At 64.6% G+C, this 24,797-nt stretch carries 31 protein-coding genes; 15 read left to right on the forward strand and 16 right to left on the reverse strand.

Annotation, left to right across the window (positions count from 1 at the left end):
* Positions 1 to 99: 99 nt before the first annotated feature.
* On the forward strand, positions 100 to 645 hold the full coding sequence (locus AC07SZ_RS11480) for a hypothetical protein (RefSeq protein ID WP_494914320.1): 546 nt from the start codon (positions 100 to 102) through the stop codon (positions 643 to 645).
* Positions 646 to 744: 99 nt separating this feature from the next.
* Here AC07SZ_RS11480 and AC07SZ_RS11485 read toward each other — a convergent pair whose 3' ends face one another.
* Positions 745 to 1,407, reverse strand: a complete 663-nt coding sequence (locus AC07SZ_RS11485; protein WP_056574071.1) for a response regulator — start codon at positions 1,405 to 1,407, stop codon at positions 745 to 747.
* Positions 1,404 to 2,795 carry a sensor histidine kinase gene (locus AC07SZ_RS11490; protein ID WP_172371538.1) on the reverse strand — a complete coding sequence of 464 codons (1,392 nt, stop codon included), beginning with the start codon at positions 2,793 to 2,795 and terminating at the stop codon, positions 1,404 to 1,406. Before AC07SZ_RS11490 ends, AC07SZ_RS11485 begins: the two co-directional genes overlap by 4 nt.
* Before the next feature lie 173 nt (positions 2,796 to 2,968).
* On the opposite strand from AC07SZ_RS11490, the gene AC07SZ_RS11495 reads away from it, so the two are divergent.
* The 3 genes from AC07SZ_RS11495 (at position 2,969) to AC07SZ_RS11505 (ending at position 4,599) form a co-directional block, all read left to right on the forward strand.
* A complete protein-coding gene (locus AC07SZ_RS11495) occupies positions 2,969 to 3,307 on the forward strand; it encodes a hypothetical protein (protein WP_056574065.1) in 339 nt (112 codons plus the stop codon).
* Positions 3,308 to 3,334: 27 nt separating this feature from the next.
* On the forward strand, positions 3,335 to 4,045 hold the full coding sequence (locus AC07SZ_RS11500; RefSeq protein WP_056574062.1) for a phosphatase PAP2 family protein: 711 nt from the start codon (positions 3,335 to 3,337) through the stop codon (positions 4,043 to 4,045).
* A gap of 281 nt (positions 4,046 to 4,326) precedes the next feature.
* Positions 4,327 to 4,599 (forward strand): helix-turn-helix domain-containing protein, encoded by a 273-nt coding sequence (locus AC07SZ_RS11505; protein WP_494914321.1) that lies wholly within the window; start codon positions 4,327 to 4,329, stop codon positions 4,597 to 4,599.
* Between the two features lie 108 nt (positions 4,600 to 4,707).
* Here AC07SZ_RS11505 and AC07SZ_RS11510 read toward each other — a convergent pair whose 3' ends face one another.
* The 3 genes from AC07SZ_RS11510 to AC07SZ_RS11520 form a co-directional block, all read right to left on the reverse strand.
* Entirely contained in the window at positions 4,708 to 5,334 is a 627-nt protein-coding gene (locus tag AC07SZ_RS11510) for a DNA-3-methyladenine glycosylase (protein WP_494914322.1), read from the reverse strand.
* Entirely contained in the window at positions 5,313 to 5,693 is a 381-nt protein-coding gene (locus AC07SZ_RS11515; RefSeq protein WP_494914710.1) for a nuclear transport factor 2 family protein, read from the reverse strand. The genes AC07SZ_RS11510 and AC07SZ_RS11515 overlap by 22 nt, the downstream gene beginning before the upstream one ends.
* A gap of 107 nt (positions 5,694 to 5,800) precedes the next feature.
* Entirely contained in the window at positions 5,801 to 6,661 is an 861-nt protein-coding gene (locus AC07SZ_RS11520; protein ID WP_172371525.1) for an SMP-30/gluconolactonase/LRE family protein, read from the reverse strand.
* Positions 6,662 to 6,775: 114 nt separating this feature from the next.
* Between AC07SZ_RS11520 and AC07SZ_RS11525 the strand changes: the two genes are divergently transcribed.
* Positions 6,776 to 7,636, forward strand: a complete 861-nt coding sequence (locus AC07SZ_RS11525; protein WP_494914323.1) for a helix-turn-helix domain-containing protein — start codon at positions 6,776 to 6,778, stop codon at positions 7,634 to 7,636.
* On the opposite strand, the gene AC07SZ_RS11530 is transcribed toward AC07SZ_RS11525, so the two are convergent.
* The 3 genes from AC07SZ_RS11530 to AC07SZ_RS11540 are packed head-to-tail and all read right to left on the reverse strand — an operon-like array spanning position 7,582 to position 9,850.
* Positions 7,582 to 8,382 (reverse strand): YiiX/YebB-like N1pC/P60 family cysteine hydrolase, encoded by an 801-nt coding sequence (locus AC07SZ_RS11530; protein WP_172371521.1) that lies wholly within the window; start codon positions 8,380 to 8,382, stop codon positions 7,582 to 7,584. The two genes, AC07SZ_RS11525 and AC07SZ_RS11530, sit on opposite strands and share 55 nt — an antisense overlap.
* Positions 8,383 to 8,435: 53 nt before the next feature.
* The gene (locus tag AC07SZ_RS11535; RefSeq protein WP_494914325.1) at positions 8,436 to 9,380 is read right to left on the reverse strand and encodes a CHAD domain-containing protein; all 945 of its coding nucleotides are present in this window, start codon (positions 9,378 to 9,380) and stop codon (positions 8,436 to 8,438) included.
* Positions 9,377 to 9,850 (reverse strand): CYTH domain-containing protein, encoded by a 474-nt coding sequence (locus AC07SZ_RS11540; RefSeq protein WP_172371517.1) that lies wholly within the window; start codon positions 9,848 to 9,850, stop codon positions 9,377 to 9,379. The genes AC07SZ_RS11535 and AC07SZ_RS11540 overlap by 4 nt, the downstream gene beginning before the upstream one ends.
* 90 nt (positions 9,851 to 9,940) lie before the next feature.
* Between AC07SZ_RS11540 and AC07SZ_RS11545 the strand changes: the two genes are divergently transcribed.
* The 4 genes from AC07SZ_RS11545 to AC07SZ_RS11560 are packed head-to-tail and all read left to right on the forward strand — an operon-like array spanning position 9,941 to position 13,657.
* A complete protein-coding gene (locus AC07SZ_RS11545; RefSeq protein ID WP_056574040.1) occupies positions 9,941 to 10,657 on the forward strand; it encodes a CerR family C-terminal domain-containing protein in 717 nt (238 codons plus the stop codon).
* Positions 10,654 to 11,607, forward strand: coding sequence for an HlyD family secretion protein (locus AC07SZ_RS11550; protein WP_494914326.1), 954 nt, complete (start codon positions 10,654 to 10,656; stop codon positions 11,605 to 11,607). Before AC07SZ_RS11545 ends, AC07SZ_RS11550 begins: the two co-directional genes overlap by 4 nt.
* Complete coding sequence (locus AC07SZ_RS11555; protein WP_494914327.1) at positions 11,604 to 12,524, forward strand: ABC transporter ATP-binding protein; 921 nt, start codon at positions 11,604 to 11,606, stop codon at positions 12,522 to 12,524. Before AC07SZ_RS11550 ends, AC07SZ_RS11555 begins: the two co-directional genes overlap by 4 nt.
* Positions 12,521 to 13,657, forward strand: coding sequence for an ABC transporter permease (locus tag AC07SZ_RS11560; protein WP_056574031.1), 1,137 nt, complete (start codon positions 12,521 to 12,523; stop codon positions 13,655 to 13,657). The genes AC07SZ_RS11555 and AC07SZ_RS11560 overlap by 4 nt, the downstream gene beginning before the upstream one ends.
* A gap of 120 nt (positions 13,658 to 13,777) precedes the next feature.
* Here AC07SZ_RS11560 and AC07SZ_RS11565 read toward each other — a convergent pair whose 3' ends face one another.
* Together AC07SZ_RS11565 and AC07SZ_RS11570 are read right to left on the reverse strand one after the other, a co-directional pair.
* Positions 13,778 to 14,761 carry a threonine/serine dehydratase family protein gene (locus AC07SZ_RS11565; protein WP_494914328.1) on the reverse strand — a complete coding sequence of 328 codons (984 nt, stop codon included), beginning with the start codon at positions 14,759 to 14,761 and terminating at the stop codon, positions 13,778 to 13,780.
* Between the two features lie 384 nt (positions 14,762 to 15,145).
* The gene (locus AC07SZ_RS11570; RefSeq protein ID WP_056576330.1) at positions 15,146 to 15,466 is read right to left on the reverse strand and encodes a hypothetical protein; all 321 of its coding nucleotides are present in this window, start codon (positions 15,464 to 15,466) and stop codon (positions 15,146 to 15,148) included.
* A gap of 176 nt (positions 15,467 to 15,642) precedes the next feature.
* Here AC07SZ_RS11570 and mbfA point away from each other — a divergent pair, with 176 nt between their 5' ends.
* A complete protein-coding gene (gene mbfA, locus AC07SZ_RS11575; RefSeq protein WP_056574025.1) occupies positions 15,643 to 16,626 on the forward strand; it encodes an iron exporter MbfA in 984 nt (327 codons plus the stop codon).
* A 19-nt stretch (positions 16,627 to 16,645) separates the two neighbouring features.
* Here the strand turns inward: mbfA and AC07SZ_RS11580 are convergent, their stop codons facing one another.
* Together AC07SZ_RS11580 and AC07SZ_RS11585 are read right to left on the reverse strand one after the other, a co-directional pair.
* Positions 16,646 to 16,990: an antibiotic biosynthesis monooxygenase family protein gene (locus AC07SZ_RS11580; RefSeq protein ID WP_494914329.1), complete on the reverse strand. Its 345-nt coding sequence runs from the start codon at positions 16,988 to 16,990 to the stop codon at positions 16,646 to 16,648.
* Positions 16,987 to 17,319, reverse strand: coding sequence for an NIPSNAP family protein (locus AC07SZ_RS11585; RefSeq protein ID WP_056576328.1), 333 nt, complete (start codon positions 17,317 to 17,319; stop codon positions 16,987 to 16,989). The genes AC07SZ_RS11580 and AC07SZ_RS11585 overlap by 4 nt, the downstream gene beginning before the upstream one ends.
* A 172-nt stretch (positions 17,320 to 17,491) precedes the next feature.
* On the opposite strand from AC07SZ_RS11585, the gene AC07SZ_RS11590 reads away from it, so the two are divergent.
* A complete protein-coding gene (locus AC07SZ_RS11590; protein WP_494914330.1) occupies positions 17,492 to 18,166 on the forward strand; it encodes an ArsR/SmtB family transcription factor in 675 nt (224 codons plus the stop codon).
* A gap of 92 nt (positions 18,167 to 18,258) precedes the next feature.
* Here the strand turns inward: AC07SZ_RS11590 and ligD are convergent, their stop codons facing one another.
* The 3 genes from ligD to AC07SZ_RS11605 are packed head-to-tail and all read right to left on the reverse strand — an operon-like array spanning position 18,259 to position 21,865.
* Positions 18,259 to 20,760 carry a DNA ligase D gene (gene ligD, locus AC07SZ_RS11595; RefSeq protein ID WP_494914331.1) on the reverse strand — a complete coding sequence of 834 codons (2,502 nt, stop codon included), beginning with the start codon at positions 20,758 to 20,760 and terminating at the stop codon, positions 18,259 to 18,261.
* An 8-nt stretch (positions 20,761 to 20,768) separates the two neighbouring features.
* Entirely contained in the window at positions 20,769 to 21,638 is an 870-nt protein-coding gene (gene ku, locus AC07SZ_RS11600) for a non-homologous end joining protein Ku (protein WP_494914332.1), read from the reverse strand.
* Positions 21,605 to 21,865 carry a hypothetical protein gene (locus AC07SZ_RS11605; RefSeq protein ID WP_172371503.1) on the reverse strand — a complete coding sequence of 87 codons (261 nt, stop codon included), beginning with the start codon at positions 21,863 to 21,865 and terminating at the stop codon, positions 21,605 to 21,607. The genes ku and AC07SZ_RS11605 overlap by 34 nt, the downstream gene beginning before the upstream one ends.
* 150 nt (positions 21,866 to 22,015) lie before the next feature.
* Here AC07SZ_RS11605 and AC07SZ_RS11610 point away from each other — a divergent pair, with 150 nt between their 5' ends.
* Both AC07SZ_RS11610 and AC07SZ_RS11615 read left to right on the forward strand, forming a co-directional pair.
* Positions 22,016 to 22,156, forward strand: a complete 141-nt coding sequence (locus AC07SZ_RS11610; RefSeq protein ID WP_013892047.1) for a hypothetical protein — start codon at positions 22,016 to 22,018, stop codon at positions 22,154 to 22,156.
* 2 nt (positions 22,157 to 22,158) lie between these two features.
* Entirely contained in the window at positions 22,159 to 22,284 is a 126-nt protein-coding gene (locus AC07SZ_RS11615; protein ID WP_274534592.1) for a hypothetical protein, read from the forward strand.
* Between the two features lie 197 nt (positions 22,285 to 22,481).
* On the opposite strand, the gene AC07SZ_RS11620 is transcribed toward AC07SZ_RS11615, so the two are convergent.
* The gene (locus AC07SZ_RS11620; RefSeq protein ID WP_172371501.1) at positions 22,482 to 22,943 is read right to left on the reverse strand and encodes a RidA family protein; all 462 of its coding nucleotides are present in this window, start codon (positions 22,941 to 22,943) and stop codon (positions 22,482 to 22,484) included.
* Positions 22,944 to 23,178: 235 nt separating this feature from the next.
* Between AC07SZ_RS11620 and AC07SZ_RS11625 the strand changes: the two genes are divergently transcribed.
* Both AC07SZ_RS11625 and AC07SZ_RS11630 read left to right on the forward strand, forming a co-directional pair.
* On the forward strand, positions 23,179 to 23,547 hold the full coding sequence (locus AC07SZ_RS11625; protein ID WP_494914333.1) for a YciI family protein: 369 nt from the start codon (positions 23,179 to 23,181) through the stop codon (positions 23,545 to 23,547).
* Between the two features lie 5 nt (positions 23,548 to 23,552).
* Positions 23,553 to 24,797 carry an RNA polymerase sigma factor gene (locus tag AC07SZ_RS11630; RefSeq protein WP_494914334.1) on the forward strand — a complete coding sequence of 415 codons (1,245 nt, stop codon included), beginning with the start codon at positions 23,553 to 23,555 and terminating at the stop codon, positions 24,795 to 24,797.

Below are 24,797 nucleotides of genomic sequence, written 5' to 3' on the forward strand. Positions count from 1 at the left end.
CGCAACGGTCGGAGGTCGCTTCCGGTCAATACATCTTTCGGCGATGTTGCTGGTTGCAACGTTGGGGTGGGCGCGCCGGCTCAATCGACGGAGATCAGGATGAACGGATCGATCACGGCCCGTTGTTGCCGGCTGGCGCTCGTCTCCGCGGCCACGCTGCTGTTGACCATCGCCCCCTATCGAATCGCGCTGCAAGGCCCCGCCTCCGGGATCAATGCCGCTGTCGCACAGGCCGCCAAGGGCGGCAATGGCGGCGGCAACGGCGGCAACAGCAGCGGTAACGGAAATGGAAGCGGCGGCAGCGGCGGCAACAGCAGCAGTAACGGAAATGGAAATGGCGGCAACAGCGGCGGTGGCAATAGCGGCAACGGAAATGGAAACGGCGGCAATTCCGGAACAGATGGCGGTGATGATGGTGGCGGCAACTCAGGACCGGGTGCCAGCCAGAGCACCGGCACCAGCCATGTCAACGCCACGACCGGCGACAAGGTCAGCGTGGACGGCAGCAAGATCTCGGTCGAGCACCCCAACGGCATGACGGAAAAGATCGAGAACGGTCGTTTCAGCATGCGCGACGCGCTCGGCCGCACGATCATCGACCGTCGGGCCACGCCCGCCGATGTCAGGCGTCTCAAGGCCTTGTGAGGCCGGTCAACAGGCAACGATCAGCTTCACACCTCACCTCCGCCGCCCCCGGCGGAGGTGACCTCGTTTTGTCCGCCTCTCGCGCGGTTCCGCGATGGCCTACGCGCGGTTCCTGTCTCGGTCGCGCAACTCACGCATCATGAGGGCCGCCTCGGTTCGGTTTCGCACGTTGAGTTTTGACAGCACCCCGGTCATGTGGTGCTTGACCGTCTTCTCCTGCAGCTGCAGGCGCAAGGCAACCTCCTTGTTGCTGAGCCCCTCCGCCACCAACCGGAGGATTTCCGTCTGTCGTTCGGTCAGTTGCCGCAGCCGGTCCGCCTCGGCATTGGCAGGCTGCGGGGACTGCAGATCGGACAGCAGCCGCGCCGACAGCGTCGGTGAAAGATAGCTCTCGCCGGCCGCGACGTTGCGCAGGATGTCGGCCAGGGCGCGCGACCCGACACCCTTGAGGATATAGCCGTGCACCCCCGCATTCAGGGCCTTGGTGACATCGGCATTGGCCTCCGAAACGGTCAGCATGACGATCTTCTGGGCGGGGTTGTCGGCAAGGATGCTTGCAACCGCGGCCAAGCCGCCGCCCGGCATGGAGATGTCGAGCAGCAATATGTCGGGCTGCGCCGTCGAGGCGATGCGTTCGGCATCCTGCGCCGTCGCGCCTTCGCCGACGATCTCGAAGCCTCCGATCTCCGACAGGCTGCGCGTCACGCCTTCGCGAAACAGCGGATGATCGTCGACAATAGCGATTCGAATGACGCCAATCATGCTTGCTCCTCAACCGATAGACTGATTACCAATCGCGTGCCTTGTGCTCCGGTCAAGGTCTGGAACTGGCCACCAATGCTTTCGACCCGCTCCCGCAGGCCGGCCAGCCCCAGCCCCTCGACCCGCGCCGGATCGAAGCCCGGCCCGCTATCCGACACCTCTACAAAAAGCCGGCCATTCTTCATCCCGGCACGCACTGTCTGATCCTTGGCCCGCCCGTGGCGATACGCATTGTTCAGCCCTTCCTGCACGAAACGATAGATGCTGATCTTCTCGGATGCGCCGGGTTCGGGCAAATGCTTGGGCATGGTAAGCGTCACCGAGGTTCCCGTCCGGCGCTCATGTTCGTCGACGGCCAGCCGCAATATCTCCTTGGCGGCGGCCGTCTCTATCTGCGGCAGCACAAGGCCGGTGCAGATACCGCGTATTTCGCGCATGGCATCCTCCAGCGTCCTGCGGATCATCGCGACCTCGGCCGAACGGCTCTCGGTCCAATGGCCGTCGTCCGAAAATATCGGGCTGTCCATGCGTAACGCCGCCAGCGCCACCAGTTGCGCCGGTCCGTCATGGAGGTCGGCGCCGATCCGGCGCAGATATCTTTCGTTGAGTGCGGTGGCGCGGCGGGACGCCCGCTGCACACGCTGCCGCAAGGCGCTGTTTTGCGTCACCAGCTCCTGCAGCTCCGACACCTGGTGACGCAGCGCCCCTCGCTGATCGTCGATGGTGCGGCTGGCGCGCAGGACGATGCCCGACAGCAGCAGAAAGGCCGTCAAGGTGGTTCCGGCCACGACCAGCCAACTCGACAGCAGCGCGGAAGCCAGCGTGGCCTTGAAATCGCTGGCGACCTCGAAGAACTCGGTGACGGCCACCACATTGCCGGACCAGGGTTCGCGCACCGGATTGTAGATCTCCAGCAAGGGCGTGCCGACAGCCTGTTCCTTCGTTTCGTCTTCGTCGAACGTATCGAATTGGGCGGTGACGTTGCCCTGGAAGGCGGACCGCAGATTGTCGGTCAGATTGAAGCGGCGGCCGATCAAGGCCGCATCCTTGGCGTAGAGCACCGTGCCGTCGCGCCGCCAGAGCCTGAACGAAACCAGCCGCTTGCCGAGCGCGCCCTGGCCGAGCGTCTCGTCGAGCGCCTGCTTGACGGCCTCGCTGAGCTCTTCGCTCTTGCGCAGGTCCGGCAGCAGCGGGGCGATCACGCTGTCGACATAAAGCGCCGTCGTGGCGGCCGAATTGCGCATGACGCCGTCCCGGATCTGCGTCGTTACCCAGGCGCCGACCACGAGCATGACGGCCAGGAGGCCAAAGCCGCCGGCAACGAGGAATTGCAGGGCAAGCGAAAGTTCGCTCCAGCGCCGCGCCAAATTCTGCAGAATACGAATCATAAGCCCCTGACCGCCCCCCTCCCCATCGACAGCTGGGCGACATTGGCACATTGAGCCTCAGTCTTGCCGTTGCCAAGACCTTAGTTGGAACGAGTTCGCTTGACGTCTCGGGGCGCTTCGGAAACAAGGTCCGCTGCGCACGCGGCGGCAGCCGCTTCTAAGGGGACGGGACATTGGGGTTTTCGGGACTGCTGCAGCTTGGCTTTTCAACGGTGATCTTCCTTCTGGCGGCGACCGCCGCCAAGCAATGGGGCCTTGCGCCGAGCCTCGGCAAGATCCTGCTGACGCTCGCGCTCTATTCACTGGGCAATTTGATCATGCTGCGGCTGATCCGTGAGTTCGGCATGTCGGTGTCCTTCAGCCTCTCGGCCGTCATTCAGCTGGTCTCGGTCAACGTCGTCGCGCTGGTGTTCTTCGGCGAGCGCGTCAACGCCCTGCAGGCCGCCGGCATCGTGATGGCGATCGCGGCCGTGGCGCTGATCACGCTCGGGCCCTATCTGCAGGGACGATGACCGAATGAAGGCCGCGGTACCGATCCGATGAAAGACACTGCAAGCACCCTGCTTAACCGGATCGAATTCCCGGTCCTGCTGGCTGGCCTCGTCGTCGCCGGCGGGCTTTGGGGCTTCGAGGAGTTGATGGAGGTGGCGCGCGCCACCACGCCACACGCCTTCGACACCGAAATCCTGCTTGCCTTCCGCCAGGCGGGCCAACCCGGTATTCCAATCGGCCCGCCATGGCTGGAGGGGGCGATGCGCGACATCACCAGCCTGGGCAGCGCCAGCGTGCTGGTGCTGATAACGACGGCAACGATCATCTATCTGCTGTTGATCCGCAGGCCTGGGACCGCGCTTCTCATCTTCGCCGCCGTGGCGGGTGGCCAGATTTTGTCGAGCCTGCTGAAGGTCGGCGTCGACCGGCCGCGGCCCGAGCTCGTCTCGCATCTGGTCAGCGAGACATCGCTTTCCTTCCCGAGTGGCCACGCCATGCTGTCGGCGGTGACCTATCTCACGCTCGGTTCGCTCGCGGCGCGCTTCCTGCATGGCCGGGCGACGAAGATATACGTCCTGTCCCTCGCCGTGCTGACGACGGTGCTGGTCGGCGTCAGCCGCATCTATCTCGGCGTCCACTGGCCGTCGGATGTGTTGGCAGGCTGGTGCGCGGGCTTCGCCTGGGCGATGCTATGCTGGTTGGTGGCGCGGATGCTGCAGCGGCGCAAGGTGGTGAGCGACGATACCTATGGCGCCTGACCGCATCGCCCGGGCTTGCCCTCAGATCAATCTGTTGATCAGGTGTCCACCACAGCCTGCCAGCGCCAGAACCATTGACAGCCAGCATGCCGATGTCACCAAAGTTTTGAAACTGCTCAACCGCGTTATCCCTTCCCTCAGATGGACAACATCCTAGCTTGCAATGCTCGGGAAGTATCGGAAATGGACAATCAGGCGACGGTGTTTAAGTCACAAAGATTCATATTGATGCTTGAAACGTCATGCGCCATTTCCGCGGACGCGGACATGGGTTCCGGCCGATGATCACTGCCGCGCAGATGCGTGCCGCGAGGGCTTTGGCCGGCATCGATCAGAAGACGCTGGCCGAGCGCGCCGGCGTTTCGCTTCCAACCATCCAGCGCATGGAAGCGAGCGATGGCGTGGTCCGGGGCGTGGTCGATACGCTGATGAAGGTCATCCAGGCGCTCGACGAGGCCGGGGTGGAACTGATCGGCGAGAACCAGGCCAGCGAGCGCGGCGGCAGGGGCGTGCGCCTCAAGCCCGCCGCACCACCGGCGCAAAGCGGCCGCTGATGACCTGTGCCGGCTCCACGACGCGCGGGCGCGGCTGGCGGGGAAGTGAGAGGCGCGGTCCCTTCGGTCCAGCTTCCTTTCAACGGAGGAGGGCGGCTGGCCGGCGTCTCATCGGTTGAGCGATCTCGGACCGCTGACGAACGGGCTGCCCCTGAGATAGAAGCGCAGCAGGCGGTCGGCATCCTTCGAAATGCCGATCCTGATGCCCTGCCCGATCTCACCGGGGCTCTGGCCATCGCCTGCGAGCCATAAAGGCCCTTTCTGGCAGAGGTCGAGCCCGTCGAGCGAACGATCGATCCGCAGTGCGGAGGCCAGCCTTCCCGGCCCGCGCGCCAGGTCGCGCAAGCGCTCGATGCCACGGTTCCGCCGCATGATCGCGATGCCTTCGAGCGGTTCCAGCGCCCGGATCAGGACACCGGTGCCGATCCCCTGCCCCTCGCTCGAGACATTCAGCATCATGGAGGTGCCATAGGCGAGATAGACATAGGCATGGCCGCGCTCGAGGAACAGCGAGCGGTTGCGCGGGGTCATTCCCCTGAAACCATGCCCGGCGGCGTCGCCGACGACATAGGCCTCGGTCTCGACGATGCGGCCGCCGACAATGCCTTCGGGTAATGCCCGCATCACCAGCTTGCCGATCAGGAAGCGGGCGAGAGCGACGGTCTCGTTCGGCAGTTCCGCACGGGCGATCGGCGGATGATTTTCCCCATGGCTCACAGTATCCGCTCGGCCCATTGTGCCCGCGAGGCTCCCGGCTCGAATGGATCGCTGAAATACTGGGTCTCGCGCGCCACCTTGCCGTCCAGGAACTCCATGATGCTGACGCTATGGGATGGCCGCCCGTCATAGGTCAGGACATATTCGGTGACCCAGAGGTCATCCTTGCCGATGATCCGCCGCACGGTGAAGTGCTTGCGGTTCGGCTGCGCGGCGCGGGACGACTGGATGTTGCGCCGTCCACGGATGCGCTCGCCCGATTGCGGATAGTCGAGCACCGCATCCTCCCGGTAGATCTGGTGTTCCGCCTCGAAGTCACCTGCGTCGGAAGCCGCCCAGTGGCGATCCAGGGCCGCCCGGATGCCCCCGTCTTCCATGGCAAAGTCTTCCATGGCAAACCTCCATCGCCGTCGAAGGACCTTTCCTACCACGGTCCATCGACGGCTGTTAGCAAAGGTCGCGGCTCGCCCCGAGCCGCCGTTTCTCAATCGAGCTTCAGCGCCGCCACCTCGCCCTCGTTCATCAGCGGCACATAGAGGATCGACTTGCCGTCGGTGCCGATGTCGGCGCTGCCCGGCTTGAAATGCGCCACCGCTTCTGGAGTTCCGCCGGCCTCGTAGCGGTAAAGCGTGCCGGTCAAGTAAGCGGTGGCGTAGATGGTGTCGCCAATGGCGATGACGCCGTCGAGGTCGGCGAATCTCCGCGCGCCGGGCAGCGGCGAAACCACCTTGCTGGCGAGGTCGACCGACAGCAGCCCGCCCGGCTCCGCCGTGCTGAAGTCGGGCTTGATGCCCTTGCCCCAGGAGGCCACGATCAGCCGGCCGCCGTCGGCGAAGACGCCATTGGGCGAAGCCAGCAACGCATCCCTGACGAACGGCTCCGGCCTGTCGCCGTCGATGCGGTAGATCGTGTCGGCCAGCATGTCGCTGACATAGACCTTGCCTGTGTGGTCCGCCGTCATGTCGTTGAGGAAGACGGCATTCGGCACCACGATGCTGGCGACCAGCCTGCCGCTGGCGAGATCGACGACGCGGACCTTGGTGATGTCGGCGACATAGAGCTTGCCGGCCGATATCGCCATGCCCTTGGGCGCGTCCATGCCGTCGGTCCAGTGCTGGGTGACGATCTTGCCGTCCAGCGACAGCACGCTGAGATAGCCGTTGCCGTCGGCATCGCCCGGGTTACCGACGATATTGGAGACGATGATGCGGTTGTTGGCGGCGTCGAACAAAGCTGATTCCGGTTGTTGGAGGCCCGTTGCGCGCCAGAGTTCGCCGGCCTGGACCGCTGGTGCGGCCGCGATACCGATGGTGGCGACCAAGGCTGGGATGATGAAGCGTTTCATGGCTGTTCTCCTGTGCTGACAGGCGACGAGCTAGGATTTTCGATACTTTTCGAAAAGCCTGATTGCCGCTAGTATCGAAAATCGATACGAAATTGCCGGCAAGAGGTGCATCCCATGAACGGTCTGATCTTCGAGGCGCTGAAGCGGACGCTGAAGGCGAAGGGCGTCACCTATCGCGAGCTGGCCGATCGCATGGGCGTTTCCGAGCCGACGGTGAAACGCATCTTCCACGAGCGCAACTGCAAGCTCGACCGGTTGGTCGAGATATGCGCCGCAGCCGGCGTCGAGCTGGAAAACGTGCTTGGCTCGATGAACCGGGGGCCGGGGCCGGTCAACCATATCGCGCCCGAGATCGAGCGCCGGCTCGCTGGGCGGCCCGCGCTGCTGTTCATCTTCGTCATGCTGTCGGAAAAGTTCACGCCGCAGGGCATCATGCGCTCGCAAGGCCTGAGCGAGGCCTCGATGTTCCTCTATCTGCGCGACCTCGAGGAACTGGGACTGATCGCGCTCGGCCGGGGCCTCACGGCAAGATTGCTGGTCGAAACGCCGATCCAGTGGAATTTCGAAGGGCCGCTCAGGCCGCTGTTCGAGATGACCAACAAGAATTTCATCGGCTGGGCCATCACCCATATCGAGAAGGAGGCGACCTTCGTCAGCTTCTCCAGGCGGATGCGGCCTGAGACGGCCGAGATGGTGCGGCGCGAAGCGGAAGACCTTGCCGAGCGCGCCAAATTGCTGGCTCACCACGACCAGCATACGACGCCCGAGGACGGGCTCACCGGCTACAAATGGACGTTTGCCTTTGGAGCGACGCCATTTCCCGCGATCATGCCGATCGGCCCGCACCCGCGCGATGCCGGCGCCAGGACGCCTGAGCAGCCCACCGCAAAAGGACGGCCCGCTTCCGGCTTGAAAGGCCGCTATTCGGCGGCCTTCGCGTCGGCGGCCTTGTCGTCCCAGGTCACGGACCGGTAGTCGAAGCCATATTCCAGCGTCGGCTTGACGATGCGGAAAAACGGCGACAGGTCGAAGTCGCGCGGCGTGTAGAGCGAGTGGTGGCGGATGTGCAGGATTTCCTTGCGCATATAGCTCGACTGCGCCGAGGCGCGGCCCGGCGCACGGGTGATTTCGGGCAGGATCGGGTAGTGGATCCGGCCATAGGCCTCGGCGATGAGCGAGGAGCAGATGGCCCGGGTCGGGTCGCCGGAGCCGAAGGCCAGCATGCGCCGGCGCCAGCGCACCGGCACCGGCGGCGTCGGCAGGAAATAGCGCAGCATGTCGAAAATGTTCTTGAGGTCGTATTTCAGACCAAGCTTGCCGATCATGAAGGCGACGACCGTGTCGCGGTCCTCCGGCGTCAGCCCGCTCGCCCGGCAGATGCGGGTGTTGTAGGTGCGGTAGCGAGACAAGGGTACCGCCACGCAGCCTTCGCCGAGCGTGACCTCGACCAGCCGCCGCCGCTCTGTTCCGTCCTCCGGTTCGGCCAGCGCGTCGCCGACATAGAGGGCCGCATGCGACCATGTCGACTGGGTGAGGTACTTGATCGCCGCCGAGATCTTCTGGTTGCCCTCGATCAGCAGGATGTCGCCGGGTTCCAGCGTGCGGCGCAACGTTTCGGGATCCGACGGCGTGTAGGGTTCATAGCCGGAGGACTCTTCCTGCAACCGGCCGGCGAGCCAGCGGCCAAGTCGGTCCAGGAGCGTGTCGCCGGGCTCGGTCATGATGCAGCGTGACTAGCACACGCCGGCGGGGAAGTGCCAGCGTGCAGGCCTCGTCAGCCGGCCGAAGCGCTCGTCTCGTCGCGCGGCGCCGGACTGGCCAGATCACCGCGCGCCTTGCGGGCCAGCTTCTTCGTCGAATGCTTGGGGCTGTCGCCGAACAGTTCGGCCGCCTCGGCAAGACATGATTTTCTCAGGCTCTTCTCCGAACGTTTCATGAGCTTGCCGAGAAGTTTCGTGTCCTCGGGCGGGCCAAGCGGCTCGTCATCCGCCTCGAGCAAGGCGCGCATGACGAACAGATCATGCAATTCGCCGAGCCGCTCGCCCAGTGCATCGACCGCCTTGCGCCGCGCCTTGATAGGCGTCGGCCAGAGCCTGCCCAGCAGCGACAGGTGCATGCCATGCGTCTTGGCCGCTTTGCGCAGATCGTGGAAATCGTCGGCCTCGCCGCGCGAGCCAGCCTTGTCGAGCGCCTTCCTGGCACGGCGCAGGGTGACCCTGGCGCCTTCGGCAAGCACGTCGGCCGCCTGTTCCGGCTGGTCTGGCAAGTCGAGGCTTTCGATCCGCTTCATGCCGTCTTCGCAGGCGGCGGTCGCCGCGCCGATCGCCGCTTCGAGGCCGGCGGCTTCGTGGAGATCGTGCTGGCGGGCAATCATCCGGTCACGTACGGTATCGAGCCCGCCATCGGCGCTCTCTTTCGGGAAAGCTGCCGCCAGCCGGTCGATGGTCTCGATCAGCGCCGTTGCCTCGCGTGGGCCGGCAAGCAGGGCCGCAACGTTGCGATAGCACTGGTTCTCCGTCGTGCAGAATGTTTCGTCACCGGAATGAACCAGACGCAGCAAGGCACGCGCACTCTTGAGCCGCTTGCGGCATTTGTGCAGTCCCTGCTCCGGCCGGCTGCGCGCCGTATCCAGATGCAGGAGCGCCTTGCCAATTTCCTCGGCAAGGATGCGCCTGACCTCGCCGGTCAGCGGCAGGCGCGGGTCGATACGAAAGCTCATGCGGCGATCTCCGGTATCCCCCCGAGGGCGAGCGACGCGTTGTAGAATTTCTGCTCGCCGGTGACTTCACGGCCGAGCCAGTCAGGCAGCATTTCGTCCGGCACGTCTTCCGGCGTCTCGAGTTCGGCCACCACAAGTCCCGCGAGTGCACCGCCAAAGACGTCGACTTCATAGAGATAGCCGCGATGCCTAACATGGTGACGTGTCTTCTCGATGACACGTCCGATGGCGAAGTCCAGCATCTCGACGGCATCGGCGAGCGGGATTGGATACTCGAACTCGTCGCGCTCGCGCGCGCCGCTGCCGAATTTGAGCGTCAGCTTGGCGGAAGCGCCGTCGCTGATGCGAATGCGCACGGTCCGGCCAGGCGTCGCGGCGAGATAGAACTGGAGAATGCGGATATCCGCCTCGACCAACTCCCGCCACGCGGTGCTGGAGACCAGGAACTTGCGCTCGACTTCCTTGCCCATGGCCGCGCACTAAAGCGTTTGCCACGGGCGATGGCAAGACAACTCCGAACACAAGTTGACTTTAATCAATCGATTGATTAAAGTCTTGCCATGATCAAAGTCCCCGACACCAAAAATCCCCGACGCGAGACCTCTCCGGCGGATCTGACGCGCACCGCACTCGTGCGGGCGGCGCTGAAACTGTTCGGCCGGCAGGGTTTCGATGGTACCTCGACCCGTCAGATCGCGGCCGAGGCGCAGGCCAATATCGGGTCGATCGCCTATCATTTCGGCGGCAAGGAAGGCCTTCGCGCCGCCGCCGCCGACTATATCGTCGAAACCATCCAGACGATTGCCGGCCAGGCATTGGGCAGCGCCCAGGCCGCGGCGGCAAACGATCCGGAGGCCGCGCGTCTGCTGCTCTTCGGGGCGCTGGAGCGGATGGTCGGCTTCATCGTGGCGCAGCCGCAGGCCGGCGAGATCGTGCAGTTCGTCCTGCGCGAACTGTCGCATCCGACAGCAGCCCTCGACCGCATCTATGACGGCGTGTTCGAGCCGACGCATCGCCGGTTGTGTCTGATCTGGGAGCAGGCGACCGGCGAGCCGGCCGAAAGCGAGCGGACCCGGCTCACCGTCTTCACGCTGATCGGCCAGGTCATCTATTTCCGCATCGGCCGCGAAGCGGTGATGCGCCGCATGGGTTGGCACGATATCGGCGCTGTCGAGGCCGCCAAGGTCGTGGCGGTCACGACGGACAACCTCGGCGCCATACTGGCCGCCCGAAAGATCGAGGATCGAGCGGCAGGGATGAAGGGGCAAAGACCATGAGCTTTCTGTGTTCGCTGCCGCTCGCCGCGCAGCTTCTCGGGGCCTGTGCCCCCACCGCCCCCCTGGCCGTCGGCTATGTCGAGGGCGACTATGTGCTCCTGGCGCCGATCGAGGTGGCGCAGGTCGAGGCCGTCGCCGTGAAGCGCGGCGATCGCGTCACGCCGGGCACGACGGTGGTGACGCTGGAAAGCGCCGACGCCAAGATCGCGGTGGCGCAGGCCGAGGCAAGCCTCGCCCAGGCGCAGGCGCAACTCGCCGATTTGCAGGTCGGCAAGCGGCCGGAAGAAATCGCCGCACTCAAGGCGCAGGTCGACATGGCCAAGGCGCAGGCCGACGACGCGAAGCGCAAATACGACCGCGCCGCCGATCTGTTCAAGCGCGGCACCGGCACCCAGGCCGATTACGACACCGCCTCGGCGACGCTGGAGACCGCCAATGCCCAGGTCGGCCAGGCCAGGGCCAATCTCGCCGTCGGTGGCCTGCCGGCGCGGCCCGAGACGATCAAGGCCGCCGACAATCAGGTCAAGCAGGCGCAGGCAGCGCTGGAGCAGGCTCGGTGGCGGCTGTCCAAGCGCACGCTGGCCGCGCCCTCGCCCGGCCGGGTCAACGACATCATCCGCAATCCCGGCGACACGGCCGGCCCGACCGCGCCGGTCATCTCGATGCTGCCTGACGGAGCGGTGAAGCTCAGCGTCTACATACCGGAGGCCGCCTTCTTCTCGGTCAGGATAGGCAGCCTGCTCAACGTTCATTGCGACGGCTGCGGCGGTGGTGTGAAGGCGCGCGTCAGCTATGTCTCGCCCGATCCCGAATTCACCCCGCCGGTGATCTATTCGCTCGAGAACCGGCAGAAGCTGGTCTATCTGGTCGAGGCCCGCCCGGAGGGCGATGCCGGCCCGCTGCAGCCCGGCCAGATCGTCGACGTCGATCTTGCGGAAACGGCCAGATGAACGCCATCGACGTTCACGGCCTGGTCAAGCGTTTCGGCGACAAGACCGTCGTCGACCATGTGACGATGTCGGTCGCCGAAGGCGAGATCGTCGGCTTCCTCGGCCCCAACGGTTCGGGCAAGACCACCACCATCCGCATCATGTGCGGCCTGCTCACGCCAGACGAAGGCGAAGGCACGGTGTTGGGTTTCAACATCCGTACGGAGTCGCTCAGGATCAAGCGCGAAGTCGGCTATATGACGCAGAAATTCTCGTTCTACGAGGATCTGACGATCGGCGAGAACCTAGAATTCGTGGCGCGGCTCTACCGGCTGAAACCGGTCGAGGAGTATGTCGCCAGGACAGTGGAGGAACTCGGTCTCACCTCGCGCCGCAACCAGTTGGCCGGCACGCTGTCCGGTGGCTGGAAGCAGCGGCTGGCGCTCGCCGCCTGCATCATGCACAAGCCTAAGCTTCTTTTGCTCGACGAGCCGACGGCCGGTGTCGATCCGAAGGCGCGGCGCGAATTCTGGGACGAGATCCACCGCCTCGCCAGCGGCGGCCTCACCGTGCTGGTCTCCACCCACTACATGGACGAAGCCGAGCGCTGCCACCGCATCAGCTACATCTCCTACGGTAGGATGCTGGCCACCGGCACCGTCGCCGAGGTGGTCAGGAATGCCGGCCTGACGACGTTCGTGGTGCAGGGTCCGCGGCTGGCCAAGGTGGCCGAAGAGCTGCAGGGCCGCCCCGGCGTCGACCAGGTGGCGCCCTTCGGCGCGACGCTGCATGTCGTCGGTTCCGACAGGAAGAAGCTCGAAGCAGCGCTTGCCGATGTCGAGAAGGAGCACGAGGGCGTGACGGTCGCGCCGGGCGAAACCAGCCTGGAGGATGTCTTCATCCAGTTCATGTCGGGGTCGAAGGACAATATGGCATGAACAGTGTCTTCTCCTTCGCTAGGCTTGGCGCGCTGCTGATCAAGGAGTTCATCCAGATGCGGCGCGACCGCATCACCTTCGCCATGATGCTCGGCGTGCCGCTGCTGCAGCTGGTGCTGTTCGGCTTTGCCATCAACAACGATCCGAAGGGCTTGCCGACGGCGCTGGTGGCGATGAGCAACGACCAGTACACGCGCGCCATGGTCTCGGCGCTGCAGGTGACGGGCTACTATCGTTTCGACCATGTGACCCAGAGCGCCGAGGAGGCGGAATTCCTGATGGCGCGCGGCGACGTTTCCTTCGTCGTCACCATCCCGGCCGACTTCGCCAGGCGTGTCGAGCGGGGCGACAATCCGCAAATCCTGATCGAGGCGGACGCGACCGATCCGTCGGCGGCGAGCGGCGCCATTTCCACGCTGAGCACGGTGGCGAGCCAGGCGCTGCTGCGCGCCCAGGGCATGCAGGCCGCGGCCGCCGAGAATGCCAGGCAGCAGCTGCAGGTGGTGGTGCACCAGCGCTACAATCCCGAAGGCATTTCGCAATACAACATCGTGCCCGGCCTGCTCGGCGTCATCCTGCAGATGACCATGGTGATGATGACGGCCATGGCGCTGACCCGCGAAACCGAGCGCGGCACGATGGAAAACCTGCTCGCCATGCCGTCCAGCCCGGCCGAGATCATGCTGGGCAAGGTGCTGCCCTTCCTCGTCGTCGGCGCGGTGCAGGTGGCGGTGGTGCTGGTGGCGGCCAAGCTCCTGTTCGACATTCCCTTCGTCGGCAGCCTGACGCTTCTGTTGTCGTCGGTACTCGTCTTCGTGCTCTCGCTGGTGCTGCTCGGCTACACCATCTCGACCATGGCCCGCTCGCAGATGCAGGCCATGCAGCTGACCTTCTTCTTCTTCCTGCCGTCCCTGCTCTTGTCCGGCTTCATGTTCCCCTATCGCGGCATGCCGGGCTGGGCCCAGGCGCTGGGCGAAATCTTCCCGCTGACGCATTTCCTGCGCATCACCCGCGCGGTGATGCTGAAGGGCGCCGATTTCCACGCCATCGCCACCGAGATAGGCTGGCTGGCCGTGTTCGTGCTGGTCTTCGCGGGCACAGCGCTTTTGCGCTTCAGGCGCACGCTGGACTGACCGGCGCTCGCGAACCATGATCGCCAATGACGACGGCCGGATCGTAAAACGGCGTCGATCGCCCGCATCTCCCGCATGGCAGAGGCGCTGATGGCGGGCATGGCGCGGCGGACAAAGCGCTCAGGCGGCCGCCATGATCCCGGCATAGGTACTGAAATCGACATTGCCGCCGGACAGCACCACGGCGACATTCTTGCCCGACAGTTCGATCTCGCCCGATGACAGCGCCGCCAGCGCGACGCAGCCGCCCGGCTCGACCACCAGCTTCAGATAGGCCATGGCGTCGCGCATCGCCTGTGCCGTCGCCTTATCGGAGACGGCAATGGCGCCGGCGAGGTTCTTGCGGTTGATCTCGAACGTGATCACGCCCGGCTCGGCCGTCAGGATCGCGTCGCAGATCGAACTGTAGCCCGCTTCGTTGGAAACCCGGGCGTCGGCGGCGAGCGAGCGGCGCGTATCGTCGAAATGCTCGGGCTCGACCGCCCAGACCGCTGTGCCTGGCGAGGCGTCCTTGACCGCCACCGAAATGCCGCTCGACAGGCCGCCGCCCCCACAGGGGATCAAGACGGCGTCGACGCTGACGCCGAGCGCCCTGGCCTGCCGCATCAGTTCAAGGCCGATCGTGCCTTGCCCGGCAATGATGGCAGGGTCGTCGAAGGGCGGCACCAGCACCATCCCCCTGTCGATATAGGGGCGAACCACGGTCATGCGGTCATCGCGGAAGCGGTCGAAGGGCACCACCTCCGCGCCCATCTTGCGGACATTGCCGATCTTCATCGCCGGCGCGTCCGCCGGCATGGCGATGACCGCCTTGACGCCGAACATGGCGGCGGAAGCGGCGACCCCCTGCGCATGATTGCCCGACGAGAAGGCGACGACACCCCGGCTGCGTTCCGCCTCGCTCAGTGATGACAGTTTGTTGTAGGCGCCGCGGAACTTGAACGAGCCGGTGCGCTGCAGCGTCTCCGGCTTGAACAGGACGCGGCCGCCGAAGCGCTTGTTCAGCTCCTGCGATTCGATCAAGGGGGTTTCGACGATCAGGCCGGAAAGACGGGCCGCCGCGGCGTGGATGTCGGCGATGCCGGGAAGGGTGGTGGCGGTCATGCGAGGTCCAGTGAAAGTGGGTGTCTTCTCATGATGCGCGCAAACAGCCGTGGCGCACCATCGAAAAAATGTGACCGTTACAATGTTGGGTGAGTCAAAATCCGATGGACGGCGCTGCCCCTCATCTGGCTGCCGCCATCTTCTCCCCGTGAAAGGGGGAGAAGGGCGCTGTCGCCTACGCTTTCGCCAGGAAGCGGACGTTGCTGGAGGAGCGGCGACGGTGAGACCAGCTTCTTTCCCCCCGTTCACGGTGAGAATGCCCGGCAGGGCAATGAGGGGCAGCGCCGACCATGACGGTTGGCCCCGGCCCTCCTCTATGGCTCCGGGCGTTCGTCGCTCGAAAAGCCCATTTGGGGGCTTTTCGTCCGCTGCGCGGACCGCTCCTCATCCAAGCAGCGTCCGCTGCCTCTTGGTTCCGCCCAGCTTGCGCCAATTGTTGAAGCGGTGGGTGGCGGCCGCAAAGGAGATCTTCATCTGCTGGGCGACCGAATAGCGCGACTTGCCTTCGTCGAACATGCGGTAGCAGCACTCGACCCCCTCCTCGGTCAGCTTGCCGTCGGGGGCCTTGTTGTGCGGGTTGGCGGGGTCGAACTTCTCGATCTGCTGCTCGACCAGGCCCTTCAGGCGCTGCAGATCGGCCTCGATGCCGGCAATGAGATCGAGAACGGGTTTCGGGTCGAAATGCTGCGGGTGCGGCTTCGTCATGCGCATGCTCCTCATTCTTGTGTTAGGTTCAGCTATATAGGTGAATCTTTGCCAATAATAAAGAAGCGGGGCCACTTGAGTGTTTCAACAATTCTTGAACCCGTGGCCACGGCGCGATTGACCCGGAGCGTGGCAAACCCTAGTTTAGAACTATTCTAAACTAGGGTCCTTTCCTCATGCTTTCCCGTGTTTTCGGCTTCGGCCGCCGCCCCTTCGAATCGCTCTCCGAACAAGAAATCCTGGCGCTGGCCATTTCATCCGAGGAAGATGACGGTCGCATCTATCGGGCCTATGCCGACGGGCTGGCGGAAAGCTTCCCGCAATCGGCGAAGGTGTTCGAGGAGATGGCCGAGGAGGAGGACGGCCATCGCGACGCCCTGATCGAACTCTTCCGCAAGCGTTTCGGCGAGCGCATTCCGCTGATCCGGCGCGAACATGTGAAGGGCTATTTCGAGCGCAAGCCCGACTGGCTGGTGAGGCCGCTCGGCATCGAGCATGTGCGCCGCCAGGCCGAGGCGATGGAGCAGCAGGCCTACCTGTTCTACGTCGAGGCGGCAAAGCGCACCACCGATGCCTCGACGCGTAAACTTCTCGACGACCTCGCTATAGCCGAACAGGGTCACGAGACACTGGCGCAGCGGCTGGAGCAGAAACATGTGCCGGGCGACGTGAAGGATGAAGAGGCCGCCGCCGAGCAGCGCCAGTTCATCCTGACTTACGTTCAGCCGGGCCTTGCCGGCCTGATGGACGGTTCGGTGTCGACGCTGGCGCCGATCTTCGCCGCTGCCTTCGCCACGCATGACACCTGGCAGACCTTCCTGGTCGGGCTTGCCGCGTCGATCGGCGCCGGCATCTCCATGGGTTTTACTGAAGTCGCTTCCGACGACGGCAAGCTGTCGGGCCGCGGCTCGCCGATAAAACGCGGCATCACCACCGGCGTCATGACATCGGCCGGCGGTCTGGGCCACGCATTGCCCTATCTCATTCCGCATTTCTGGACGGCGACGGCCGTCGCCGCTGTGGTGGTGTTCTTCGAATTGTGGGCCATCGCCTTCGTCCAGAACCGCTACATGCAGACGCCCTTCCTGCGCGCCGCCTTTCAGGTGGTGCTGGGCGGCGCGCTGGTGTTCGCGGCGGGAGTGCTGATCGGGAATGCTTGAGCGCTGCCGCGCCAGCCACTCACCCATTCACCGCCCGGCTGTCCGCCGGCGCCTCGTCCCTTTCGGTCAGTCCGTAGTCGCGCACCACATGCGCGATGCGCAGCCGATAGCCGGCAAAGATGCCGCCGCGGCCGGCCTGCTGCGCCTGGCGGTGCTCTTCGGTGTTGCGCCAGGCCTTCACCGCGTCCTCGTCGCGCCAGAACGACAGCGACAGGATGCGGTTCTGGTCGGCGAGACTCTGAAAGCGCTCGATCGAGATGAAGCCGTCAATGCCGTCGAGCAGGGGCCGCAGCTTGGCGGCGATGCCGAGATAGGCATCGCGCCGGCCCTCCGCGGGCTGCACCTCGAAGATGACGGCGATCACGGCAGCACCAGCTTGGCGTGGGGGCCGGAGACGTGTTTCAGGAACATGCGGTCCTCCTTGAGGATGAATCTTTCGCGCCTGGCGAACTCATAGTTTGCCTTGCCGGCGGGATCGGCGGCAAGGCGGGCCCGATAGGCTTCGTAGGCGGCCAGGCTTTCAATGTTGTAGGCGGCGTAGGCCGTCGTCGCCGACCCCTCATGCGGGGCGAAATAGCCGATCAGGTCGGCGCCGCAGCGCGGAATGGCCTGGCCCCAGTTGCGGGCATATTCCTCGAAGGCGGCCTTGCCGAACGGGTCGATCTCATAGCGGATGAAGCAAGTGATGGTCATGGTCGGCTCCCTGGGATCTTGCATCGACGCTTCGAGCGCTGTCGAAACGTCATGCGCATCGATGTGCTAGGCAGTTTGGTGTCAGGAGCCATCGTCGCTTGCGTCGCCGGCTCCTTGAGCTGGAGCCAGATTAGTGGTTGTCTCACAAGAATGCTTCGATGAGGATCAAACCATGCGTGAAGGACCTGATATCGCGCGCATCGCCAGCCTGGTCGGCGACCCGGCCCGCGCCAACATGCTCAGCGCGCTGATGGGCGGCACGGCGCTGACGGCGAGCGAACTGGCGCTGGAGGCCGGCGTCTCCTTGCCGACCGCCAGCTCGCATCTGTCGAAATTGATGGAGGGTGGGCTGCTGACCTTGGCCAGCCAGGGCAGGCATCGCTATTACGGTCTCGCCGGTCCGCAGGTCGCGGGCATGATCGAAGCCATCACCGGTGTGGCGGAAGCCGTTGGCCCCAAGCGTGTGCGGCCGGGTCCGCGTGACGCGGCGATGCGCGTCGCGCGCGTCTGCTATGACCATCTCGCCGGCGAGCAGGCGGTGGCGATGCTCGACCGCCTTGTCGAGAGAGACATCCTGCTGCGCGACGACAAGGAGATCAGGCTTGGTCCGTCGGCGGCATCGCATTTTTCCGCCATGGGCATCGATGTCGATCCCAGGCCGCGCCGGCCGGTCTGCCGCGCCTGCCTCGACTGGAGCGTGCGCCGCTCGCATCTCGCCGGCACGCTGGGCGCCGCCATCCTCGACAAGATCCTTCTGGAAAAATGGGCACGTCGTGAAAAGGACAGCCGCGCGGTCATCTTCTCGCCGCCGGGCAAGCAGGCGTTTGAGAGGGCGTTTTTGGCGTAGTTTGCCAGCGCTCACCCACCTTCGTCATCCTGGGGTCTGCGCTGCGTCGCTTCGCTCCTTGCTTCGCCCTACGATGACGAAGTCGAGTAGGCTTACCCCCGCTTCAACGCCTTCCCCTGCTCGAAAAACCCCTTCCACGGATCGGCTTGCGCCAGCTGTTTCAGCGTCGTCTTGTCGCCGATCGGGAACGCGTTCGGCGCCAGCCCGGCCTCGATCTCGGCCCAGGTCACCGGCATCGACACGGTAGCCCCCTTCTTGGCCCTCGACGAATAGGGCGCGACCGTCGTCGAGCCGCGGCCGTTGCGAAGATAGTCGACGAAGATTTTCCCGGTGCGCGCCTTCTTCGACAGCGTCGCCGTGTAGCGGCCGGGGGCGCCCTGTTCGAGCGCCTTGGCGAAATCATGGGCGAAGGTCTTTACCGCATCCCAATCCGCCGAGGGCTTGAGCGGCACCAGCACGTGATAGCCCTTGCCGCCCGATGTCTTGACGAAATTCGGCAGCGACAGCTCATCGAGCTTGCCCCTGATGTCGAGCGCCGCCTCGCGTACCGCTTCCACGTCGACACCCTCATCGGGGTCGAGATCGAAGATGATCTGGTCCGGCTGTTCGAGCTTGTCGATCGTGCAACCCCAGATATGGATCTCGACCACCCCGTACTGGACGAGCGCCGCGACGCCATCGAAATCCCGGACGAACAGGATCTCCTCGCCATCGGTTGGGTCTTTCATCCGCGCGATCTTGTCGCTCATGCCGGCCGAGGCGTGTTTCTGGAAAAAGCGTGGCCCGCCAACGCCGTCCGGCGCCCGCACCAGGCTGAGCGGACGGTTGACGACGAACTGCTCCATGCGCGGCCAGACCTCCGCGTAATGGTCGAGCAGGCCTTGCTTGGAGATCTTTTCGTCGGGCCACAGCAGCTTGTCGGGGTGGGAGAGCTTGACGGTGGTCGTTACCGCAGCGGCGGATTTGCCGGCGCCGCTTGACGACGGCTTGGCCTTGCCTGTCGCTGCCTTGGGCCTTTCCTGCACAACGTCCTCCGCCGGCTTGTCCTCGCGCAGCCCCTGGAACGAGGCATGGCGTATTATACGGTCCGAGGTCCAGCTGCGAAACTCCACTTCGCCGACAAGCTCCGGCTTGACCCAGACCAGACCCTTGCCCTTCGGCACGGCCCTGTCGAAAGGAGAATCCTTGGCCTTCAGCCCATCGAGTTTTGTCTTCAGCTCCGTCGCACCCTTGGCGGAGAAGCCGGTGCCGACACGCCCGGCATAGTGTAGTTTGGCGCCCTCATAGTAGCCGACCAGCAGCGAGCGCAGCCCGCGCCCGGTCTTGTCCGACGGCAGATAGCCGCCAATGACGAATTCCTGCCGCGCCGTGCATTTCGACTTCACCCATGTCGGGCCGCGCCCGCTGCGATAGGGCGCATCGGCACGCTTCGAGACGACGCCTTCCAGCCCCATGCGGCAGGCATGCTCCAGCATGATCTTGCCGGGCTCGGAAAAGTGGTCGGAGAAACGCACCGCCGGGTTCTCGGGCTGCTTGCCGAGCAGCTCCTGCAAGGCCTGCTTGCGCTCGACCAGCGGCTCGGCGCGCAAATCCTTGCCGTCGAGGCGCATCAGGTCGAACACATAGTAGATGAAGCGATGTGTCCGCTTTGCCGACAGATCTTGCTGCAGCAAGGCGAAGGACGAGACGCCGCTGTCGGCCAGTACGACGATCTCGCCGTCGATGATGGCATCGCTGCATTTCAGGCCGGCGAGTTCGGTGACGATTTCGCCGCCGAATTTCTCCGTCCAGTCGAGTCCGGTGCGGGTCAAGAGCCGCACATCGGTACCGGCGATCTGCGCCTGCATGCGATAGCCGTCGAATTTCACTTCGTGCAGCCAGTCCTTGCCCGGCGGCGCATCCCGTTCGAGTGTCGCCAGCTGCGGTTCGATGAAGTCGAGTTTCCGGGCGGCCGCCTTCGCGTTGCCGGCCGCCGGCCTGTTCGAATGCCAGACGTCGGGCTTTCGGCCTTTCGCCGTCTTGCCTTCGCCGATCTCCTCGATCGTCAGGCCGGACTTCACCGATTGCGGCGCTTCCTTCAGTATATCCTCGCCCGGGCGCGCCGCTGCATCGTCCGATTTGATCAGCAGCCAGTTGTCGCGCTTCTCGCCCGGACGCGGTTTCAGCCTGACCAGATGCCACAGCCCATGCAGCTTGTGACCCTTGAGCTCGAAGTTGATATGGCCTTTCTTCATCGCCTTGGCCGGGTCGGTCTCGGGCACCCATGTCCCTTCGTCCCAGACGATGACCGAGCCGCCGCCATATTCGCCCTTGGGGATCGTGCCCTCGAACGGCGCGTAGTCGATTGGGTGGTCCTCGACATGGACGGCCAGCCGCTTCTCATGCGGGTCCAGGCTGGGGCCACGTGTCACCGCCCAGCTCCACAGCACGCCACCATGTTCCAGCCGAAGGTCGTAATGCAGCCTCGTCGCCGCATGCTTGTGGATGACGAAGATGCCGCCCTCCTCGCTTTTCCCGGTCCGCGCGACCTTGCCGGCCGGTTCCGAGGTCTTCTTGAAATCGCGCTTGGCGTTATATTGCTCGAGGCCGGCCATTTGTTCCCTCAGGCCGATTTGCGCTTGGGCGCGGCCGCTTTCGGCTTGGCGCGCTTGGCCGCCGGTTTGGCTTTCGCGGACGACGCTTTCGTGGAGGCTGAATCCGAGGAAAGGCTCTTCTTCAGCGCATCGAACAGGTTGACGACATTCGAGGGTTTGGGCGTCGCCTGGGCCTTGGGCGCCTTCTTGCCGGCCTTCTTGGCGCGGATCAGTTCGAGCAGCGCGTCCTCATATTTGTCGTCGAATTTCGACGGATCGAACTTCGCCTTCTTCTTGTCGATGATCAGCTCGGCCAGATCGGTCATCTCCTGGTCGGTCTTCACCGCCTTGATCTCGCCGAACACGCTGTCCGGCTGGCGCACCGTATTGTCGTAGCGCAGCGTCGTCAGCACCATGCCCTTGCCGAGCGGCTCGATGACCACTGGGCGTTCCCGGCTGTAGAGCACGATGCGCGCCAGCCCGGCCATCTTCTTGCCCGCCATGGCATCGCGGATGACGGCGAAAGCCTCCTCCGACACCTTGTCGGCCGGCGCGACATAATAGGGCGTGTCGAGATAGATTTGCTGGATCGAGGCTTTGTCGACGAAACCGTCGAGGCTCATCGTGTGCGAGGATTCGATCTGCACCGCCTCGATCTCGTCCTCCTCGATATGGACGAAGTCGCCGTCGTCCAGCTCATAACCCTTGATCTCGTCGCCATCCTCCAAGGGCTTGCCGGTTTGCGCGTCGACATAGATGCGTTTCACCGTGTTGCCGGTCTTGCGGTTGAGAATGCGGAACGAGACCTTTTCGGTATGGGTGACGACATTGGTCAGTTCGACCGCGCAGGTGACCAGCGACAGCTTCAGATAACCCTTCCAGGCAGGGCGCGGCGCCATGGCAATTCCTTTCCGCGATCAGATGAAGGGAAGAACGGGCAGGGCGCGCTCCAGTTCCGCACGCGCGTGACATCAGGCATGCCAAAGCGCGCCTGAGCCATTGTGGCGGCCAAAACGGAAATTTCACCGCTGGTCAAAAATTGGAAACAGAACCGCGCCCAGGCGACATTCAAACGAAACATATGTGATGCAAAAGTCACACTCGGCGGAATGGCGACAAAAGGCATGGAAACACCCCGAATCAGCCGCATTCCGGCCACGAAGCAACGGGTTTTCGACCAGAAATTAACATCACGTTCACCGACTATTCACGCCTCGATGCTATCATCCGCGCAATTCGGAAGGGACATCCGAAAATCGGGACAGGGACGGGTAAAATGAACTTCCTAACGCACCTCATCGGCTATGCCGCCGCCATTCGCGAATTCGTCGCGCCGACCTATCGGCCGGAGCGCTACTACATGCGCGGCCCCGGCCCGGCTTGCGCCCGTCGCGGTACCTCGCTCGGCGCGCACTGACCATGACGTTCGAGAGCCGCCACAACAGCCGGATCTGCCGGCCAGGCGCCAACTCCCGCGCCACCACCTATCGCGCCGAGCGCCCGGCTTTCGCCGACGAGCGGCGCTCGACAACGCCGCGTCTTTGACCACCTACGGCTGGTGTCCCAGGACACGAGCAGCCCAGGCCCGCGTGACCGACCTTCCTCGGTCTAGTCTGCCAAGCCAGTCCTCCCGCTGAACCATCTTTCGATGCAAGCCGTCCGTCGATCGTCTTCGACGGCGCCTGTCTGCTGTGCTCCGGCTTCATTCGCATGCTGGCGAGGCAGGCATGCCATGGTTCAGCTCAATCCGGCAGGGCGGCGATCGCGACAATTTCAATGACGATGTCGGCTTGAGCGAGCGCTGCAACGCCGATCACCTCCGAGGGCGGCGGGTTGTTGTAACTGCAGTGCTTCGGGCAATGCTCGGCGAAGAATGCGTCCAGAACGTCCAGGCGAAAATTGGGAGAGCTGAGAACGCCGCCATCGGGAAATGGTCCTCTGACAAAGAACGTCAGTTTGACGAGGTGTTCAAGCGTGGTGCCCAGCTCCTCAAGATCGGATTTGATATTGCCCAGAACCTCAAGCCACTGCGCCGCCGCATCGCCAGCGAAACGACCGCCCCGCTTGCCCATAGGATCGTAGTCGGCGGCGGTCGCCGTGTTTCCACAGAGGTAAGCGAATCCCTTCGCTCCGCTGACAACTGTCCCCTTGCCCCACGGCATCAACCGGTCGTTTTTGAATTTCCTGTGGGTCACGAGTTCCATTTCTCATCTCCCATCTCTGGTGTGACGTGCCCGGATCATAAAGGCTGGTCGCAAGGATAGTGCTGCGAGGCATGGTCGCCAGTCCGCGGCCGGCCGCCTGGTGAAACCTGGTCCTTGCGAAACCGCGTGACGAAGCCGAAAATTTTTCTTGGCGCGCTGTCGAAATCGGTCGTCGCCGCGCGACATACGTCTGGCCCCGCAAGGACGCGGCCGCCGAAACCACGGGAGATGACCCATGCGATACATGCTGATGATCAACAACGACGAAGCCGCGATGGCGGCCATGCCGATCGAGAAGACCCGGCAGATGAGCGCGGCCTATAGCGCCTATACCGACGCGTTGAAGAAATCCGGCGCGTGGCTGGCCGGCGAAAGGCTGCGCCCGACCCAGGCGACCACCTCGGTGCGGATCGCCGACGGCAAGACCAATGTGATCGACGGCCCCTATGCCGACACCAAGGAGCAGCTTGCCGGCTTCTACATGATCGAGGCGGCCGACATCGATACCGCCATCGAATGGGCGGCGCGCTGTCCGGCGGCCAGCACCGGCACGGTCGAGTTGCGGCCGATCTGGGAAATGGCCGACTACCTGCCCAAGGATTGACCGCGTTGGACAGTCGCCCGGATATCGCCCGGGCGGCCGCCGAGGCCGCCGCCAGGCAGAGCTATGGCAAGCTGGTCGCCTGGCTCGCGGCGCGCACGCGCGACGTGGCCGCGGCCGAGGACGCGCTGGCCGACGCCTTTGCCGCGGCGCTCGAACGCTGGCCGAAATCGGGCGTGCCCGAAAAGCCGGAAGCCTGGCTTTTGGCCGTGGCGCGCCGGCGTCGTGTCGATGCCGTGCGGCGGCGGCTCACCCGGGAGGCCGCCCGCGATCATCTCAAGCTGATCGCCGAGGAGATGGAGGCGCGCATGACCGACGAAGATCTGCCCGACGAACGGCTGCGGCTGATGTTTGCCTGCGCGCATCCTGCGATCGAACCGGGCGTGCGGGCGCCGCTGATCCTGCAGACCATCCTCGGCTTCGATGCCGCGACGATCGCTTCCGCCTTCCTGGTCTCGCCGGCAACGATGGGCCAGCGCTTGGTGCGCGCCAAGACGCGCATCCGTGAAACCGGCATTCCGTTGCGGGTTCCGGAGCGGGCCGAACTCGGCGAGCGGCTGGACGCCGTGCTGGAGGCGATCTACGCCGCCTTCGCCGAAGGCTGGTCGGATCCGGCCGGCACCGAGACGCGGCGCCGCAACCTCGCCACCGAGGGCATCTGGCTCGGCCGCCTGGTCGCCACGCTGATGCCGGAGGAGCCGGAAGCGCTTGGCCTGCTTGCGCTGATGCTGTTTGCCGAGGCGCGCCGCGCGGCCCGGCGTAGCGCCGAAGGCGAGTTCGTGCCGCTGGCCGAACAGGACTGCGACCTCTGGGACCGCGCCCTCATCGATGAGGCGGAGGCGCTTCTTTCCCATGCCGCGGCGAGCGGCGTGGTCGGCCGCTACCAGCTTGAGGCAGCCGTGCAGTCGGCCCACGCCGCGCGACGGCTGACCGGCCGCACCGACTGGGTGGCGATCCGCGCGCTTTACGACGCGCTGTTTTCGATTGTGGGATCGCCGGTGGTGGCGATCAACCGCGCGGTTGCGCTCGCCGAAACGCAGGGCGCCATGGCGGGGCTGGCGGCCCTCTACGTTCTGGGTGACGACAAGCGGCTGAATGAATATCAGCCTTACTGGGCGGCGCGGGCCGGTCTCCTGGCCAGGCTTGGCCAGGTGCCGCAGGCGACCGAGGCCTATGACAGGGCGATCGGCCTGGAACGCGATCCTGCGGTGCGCCGGTTCCTGCAAGGCAAACGCGCAACGCTGCGAAACTGA

This window comes from Mesorhizobium sp. GW821-FHT07A06, from assembly GCF_059419085.1.

Excerpts from the sequence above, each read along its gene's own strand:
- AC07SZ_RS11480 (WP_494914320.1), top strand. The coding sequence starts at position 100 with ATGAACGGATCGATCACGGCCCGTTGTTGCCGGCTGGCGCTCGTCTCC.
- AC07SZ_RS11485 (WP_056574071.1), bottom strand. The coding sequence starts at position 1,407 with ATGATTGGCGTCATTCGAATCGCTATTGTCGACGATCATCCGCTGTTT.
- AC07SZ_RS11490 (WP_172371538.1), bottom strand. The coding sequence starts at position 2,795 with ATGATTCGTATTCTGCAGAATTTGGCGCGGCGCTGGAGCGAACTTTCG.
- AC07SZ_RS11500 (WP_056574062.1), top strand. The coding sequence starts at position 3,335 with ATGAAAGACACTGCAAGCACCCTGCTTAACCGGATCGAATTCCCGGTC.
- AC07SZ_RS11505 (WP_494914321.1), top strand. The coding sequence starts at position 4,327 with ATGATCACTGCCGCGCAGATGCGTGCCGCGAGGGCTTTGGCCGGCATC.
- AC07SZ_RS11510 (WP_494914322.1), bottom strand. The coding sequence starts at position 5,334 with ATGGGCCGAGCGGATACTGTGAGCCATGGGGAAAATCATCCGCCGATC.
- AC07SZ_RS11515 (WP_494914710.1), bottom strand. The coding sequence starts at position 5,693 with ATGGAAGACGGGGGCATCCGGGCGGCCCTGGATCGCCACTGGGCGGCT.
- AC07SZ_RS11520 (WP_172371525.1), bottom strand. The coding sequence starts at position 6,661 with ATGAAACGCTTCATCATCCCAGCCTTGGTCGCCACCATCGGTATCGCG.
- AC07SZ_RS11525 (WP_494914323.1), top strand. The coding sequence starts at position 6,776 with ATGAACGGTCTGATCTTCGAGGCGCTGAAGCGGACGCTGAAGGCGAAG.
- AC07SZ_RS11530 (WP_172371521.1), bottom strand. The coding sequence starts at position 8,382 with ATGACCGAGCCCGGCGACACGCTCCTGGACCGACTTGGCCGCTGGCTC.
- AC07SZ_RS11535 (WP_494914325.1), bottom strand. The coding sequence starts at position 9,380 with ATGAGCTTTCGTATCGACCCGCGCCTGCCGCTGACCGGCGAGGTCAGG.
- AC07SZ_RS11540 (WP_172371517.1), bottom strand. The coding sequence starts at position 9,850 with ATGGGCAAGGAAGTCGAGCGCAAGTTCCTGGTCTCCAGCACCGCGTGG.
- AC07SZ_RS11545 (WP_056574040.1), top strand. The coding sequence starts at position 9,941 with ATGATCAAAGTCCCCGACACCAAAAATCCCCGACGCGAGACCTCTCCG.
- AC07SZ_RS11550 (WP_494914326.1), top strand. The coding sequence starts at position 10,654 with ATGAGCTTTCTGTGTTCGCTGCCGCTCGCCGCGCAGCTTCTCGGGGCC.
- AC07SZ_RS11555 (WP_494914327.1), top strand. The coding sequence starts at position 11,604 with ATGAACGCCATCGACGTTCACGGCCTGGTCAAGCGTTTCGGCGACAAG.
- AC07SZ_RS11560 (WP_056574031.1), top strand. The coding sequence starts at position 12,521 with ATGAACAGTGTCTTCTCCTTCGCTAGGCTTGGCGCGCTGCTGATCAAG.
- AC07SZ_RS11565 (WP_494914328.1), bottom strand. The coding sequence starts at position 14,761 with ATGACCGCCACCACCCTTCCCGGCATCGCCGACATCCACGCCGCGGCG.
- AC07SZ_RS11570 (WP_056576330.1), bottom strand. The coding sequence starts at position 15,466 with ATGACGAAGCCGCACCCGCAGCATTTCGACCCGAAACCCGTTCTCGAT.
- mbfA (WP_056574025.1), top strand. The coding sequence starts at position 15,643 with ATGCTTTCCCGTGTTTTCGGCTTCGGCCGCCGCCCCTTCGAATCGCTC.
- AC07SZ_RS11585 (WP_056576328.1), bottom strand. The coding sequence starts at position 17,319 with ATGACCATCACTTGCTTCATCCGCTATGAGATCGACCCGTTCGGCAAG.
- AC07SZ_RS11590 (WP_494914330.1), top strand. The coding sequence starts at position 17,492 with ATGCGTGAAGGACCTGATATCGCGCGCATCGCCAGCCTGGTCGGCGAC.
- ligD (WP_494914331.1), bottom strand. The coding sequence starts at position 20,760 with ATGGCCGGCCTCGAGCAATATAACGCCAAGCGCGATTTCAAGAAGACC.
- ku (WP_494914332.1), bottom strand. The coding sequence starts at position 21,638 with ATGGCGCCGCGCCCTGCCTGGAAGGGTTATCTGAAGCTGTCGCTGGTC.
- AC07SZ_RS11605 (WP_172371503.1), bottom strand. The coding sequence starts at position 21,865 with ATGCCTTTTGTCGCCATTCCGCCGAGTGTGACTTTTGCATCACATATG.
- AC07SZ_RS11610 (WP_013892047.1), top strand. The coding sequence starts at position 22,016 with ATGAACTTCCTAACGCACCTCATCGGCTATGCCGCCGCCATTCGCGAA.
- AC07SZ_RS11615 (WP_274534592.1), top strand. The coding sequence starts at position 22,159 with ATGACGTTCGAGAGCCGCCACAACAGCCGGATCTGCCGGCCAGGCGCC.
- AC07SZ_RS11620 (WP_172371501.1), bottom strand. The coding sequence starts at position 22,943 with ATGGAACTCGTGACCCACAGGAAATTCAAAAACGACCGGTTGATGCCG.
- AC07SZ_RS11625 (WP_494914333.1), top strand. The coding sequence starts at position 23,179 with ATGCGATACATGCTGATGATCAACAACGACGAAGCCGCGATGGCGGCC.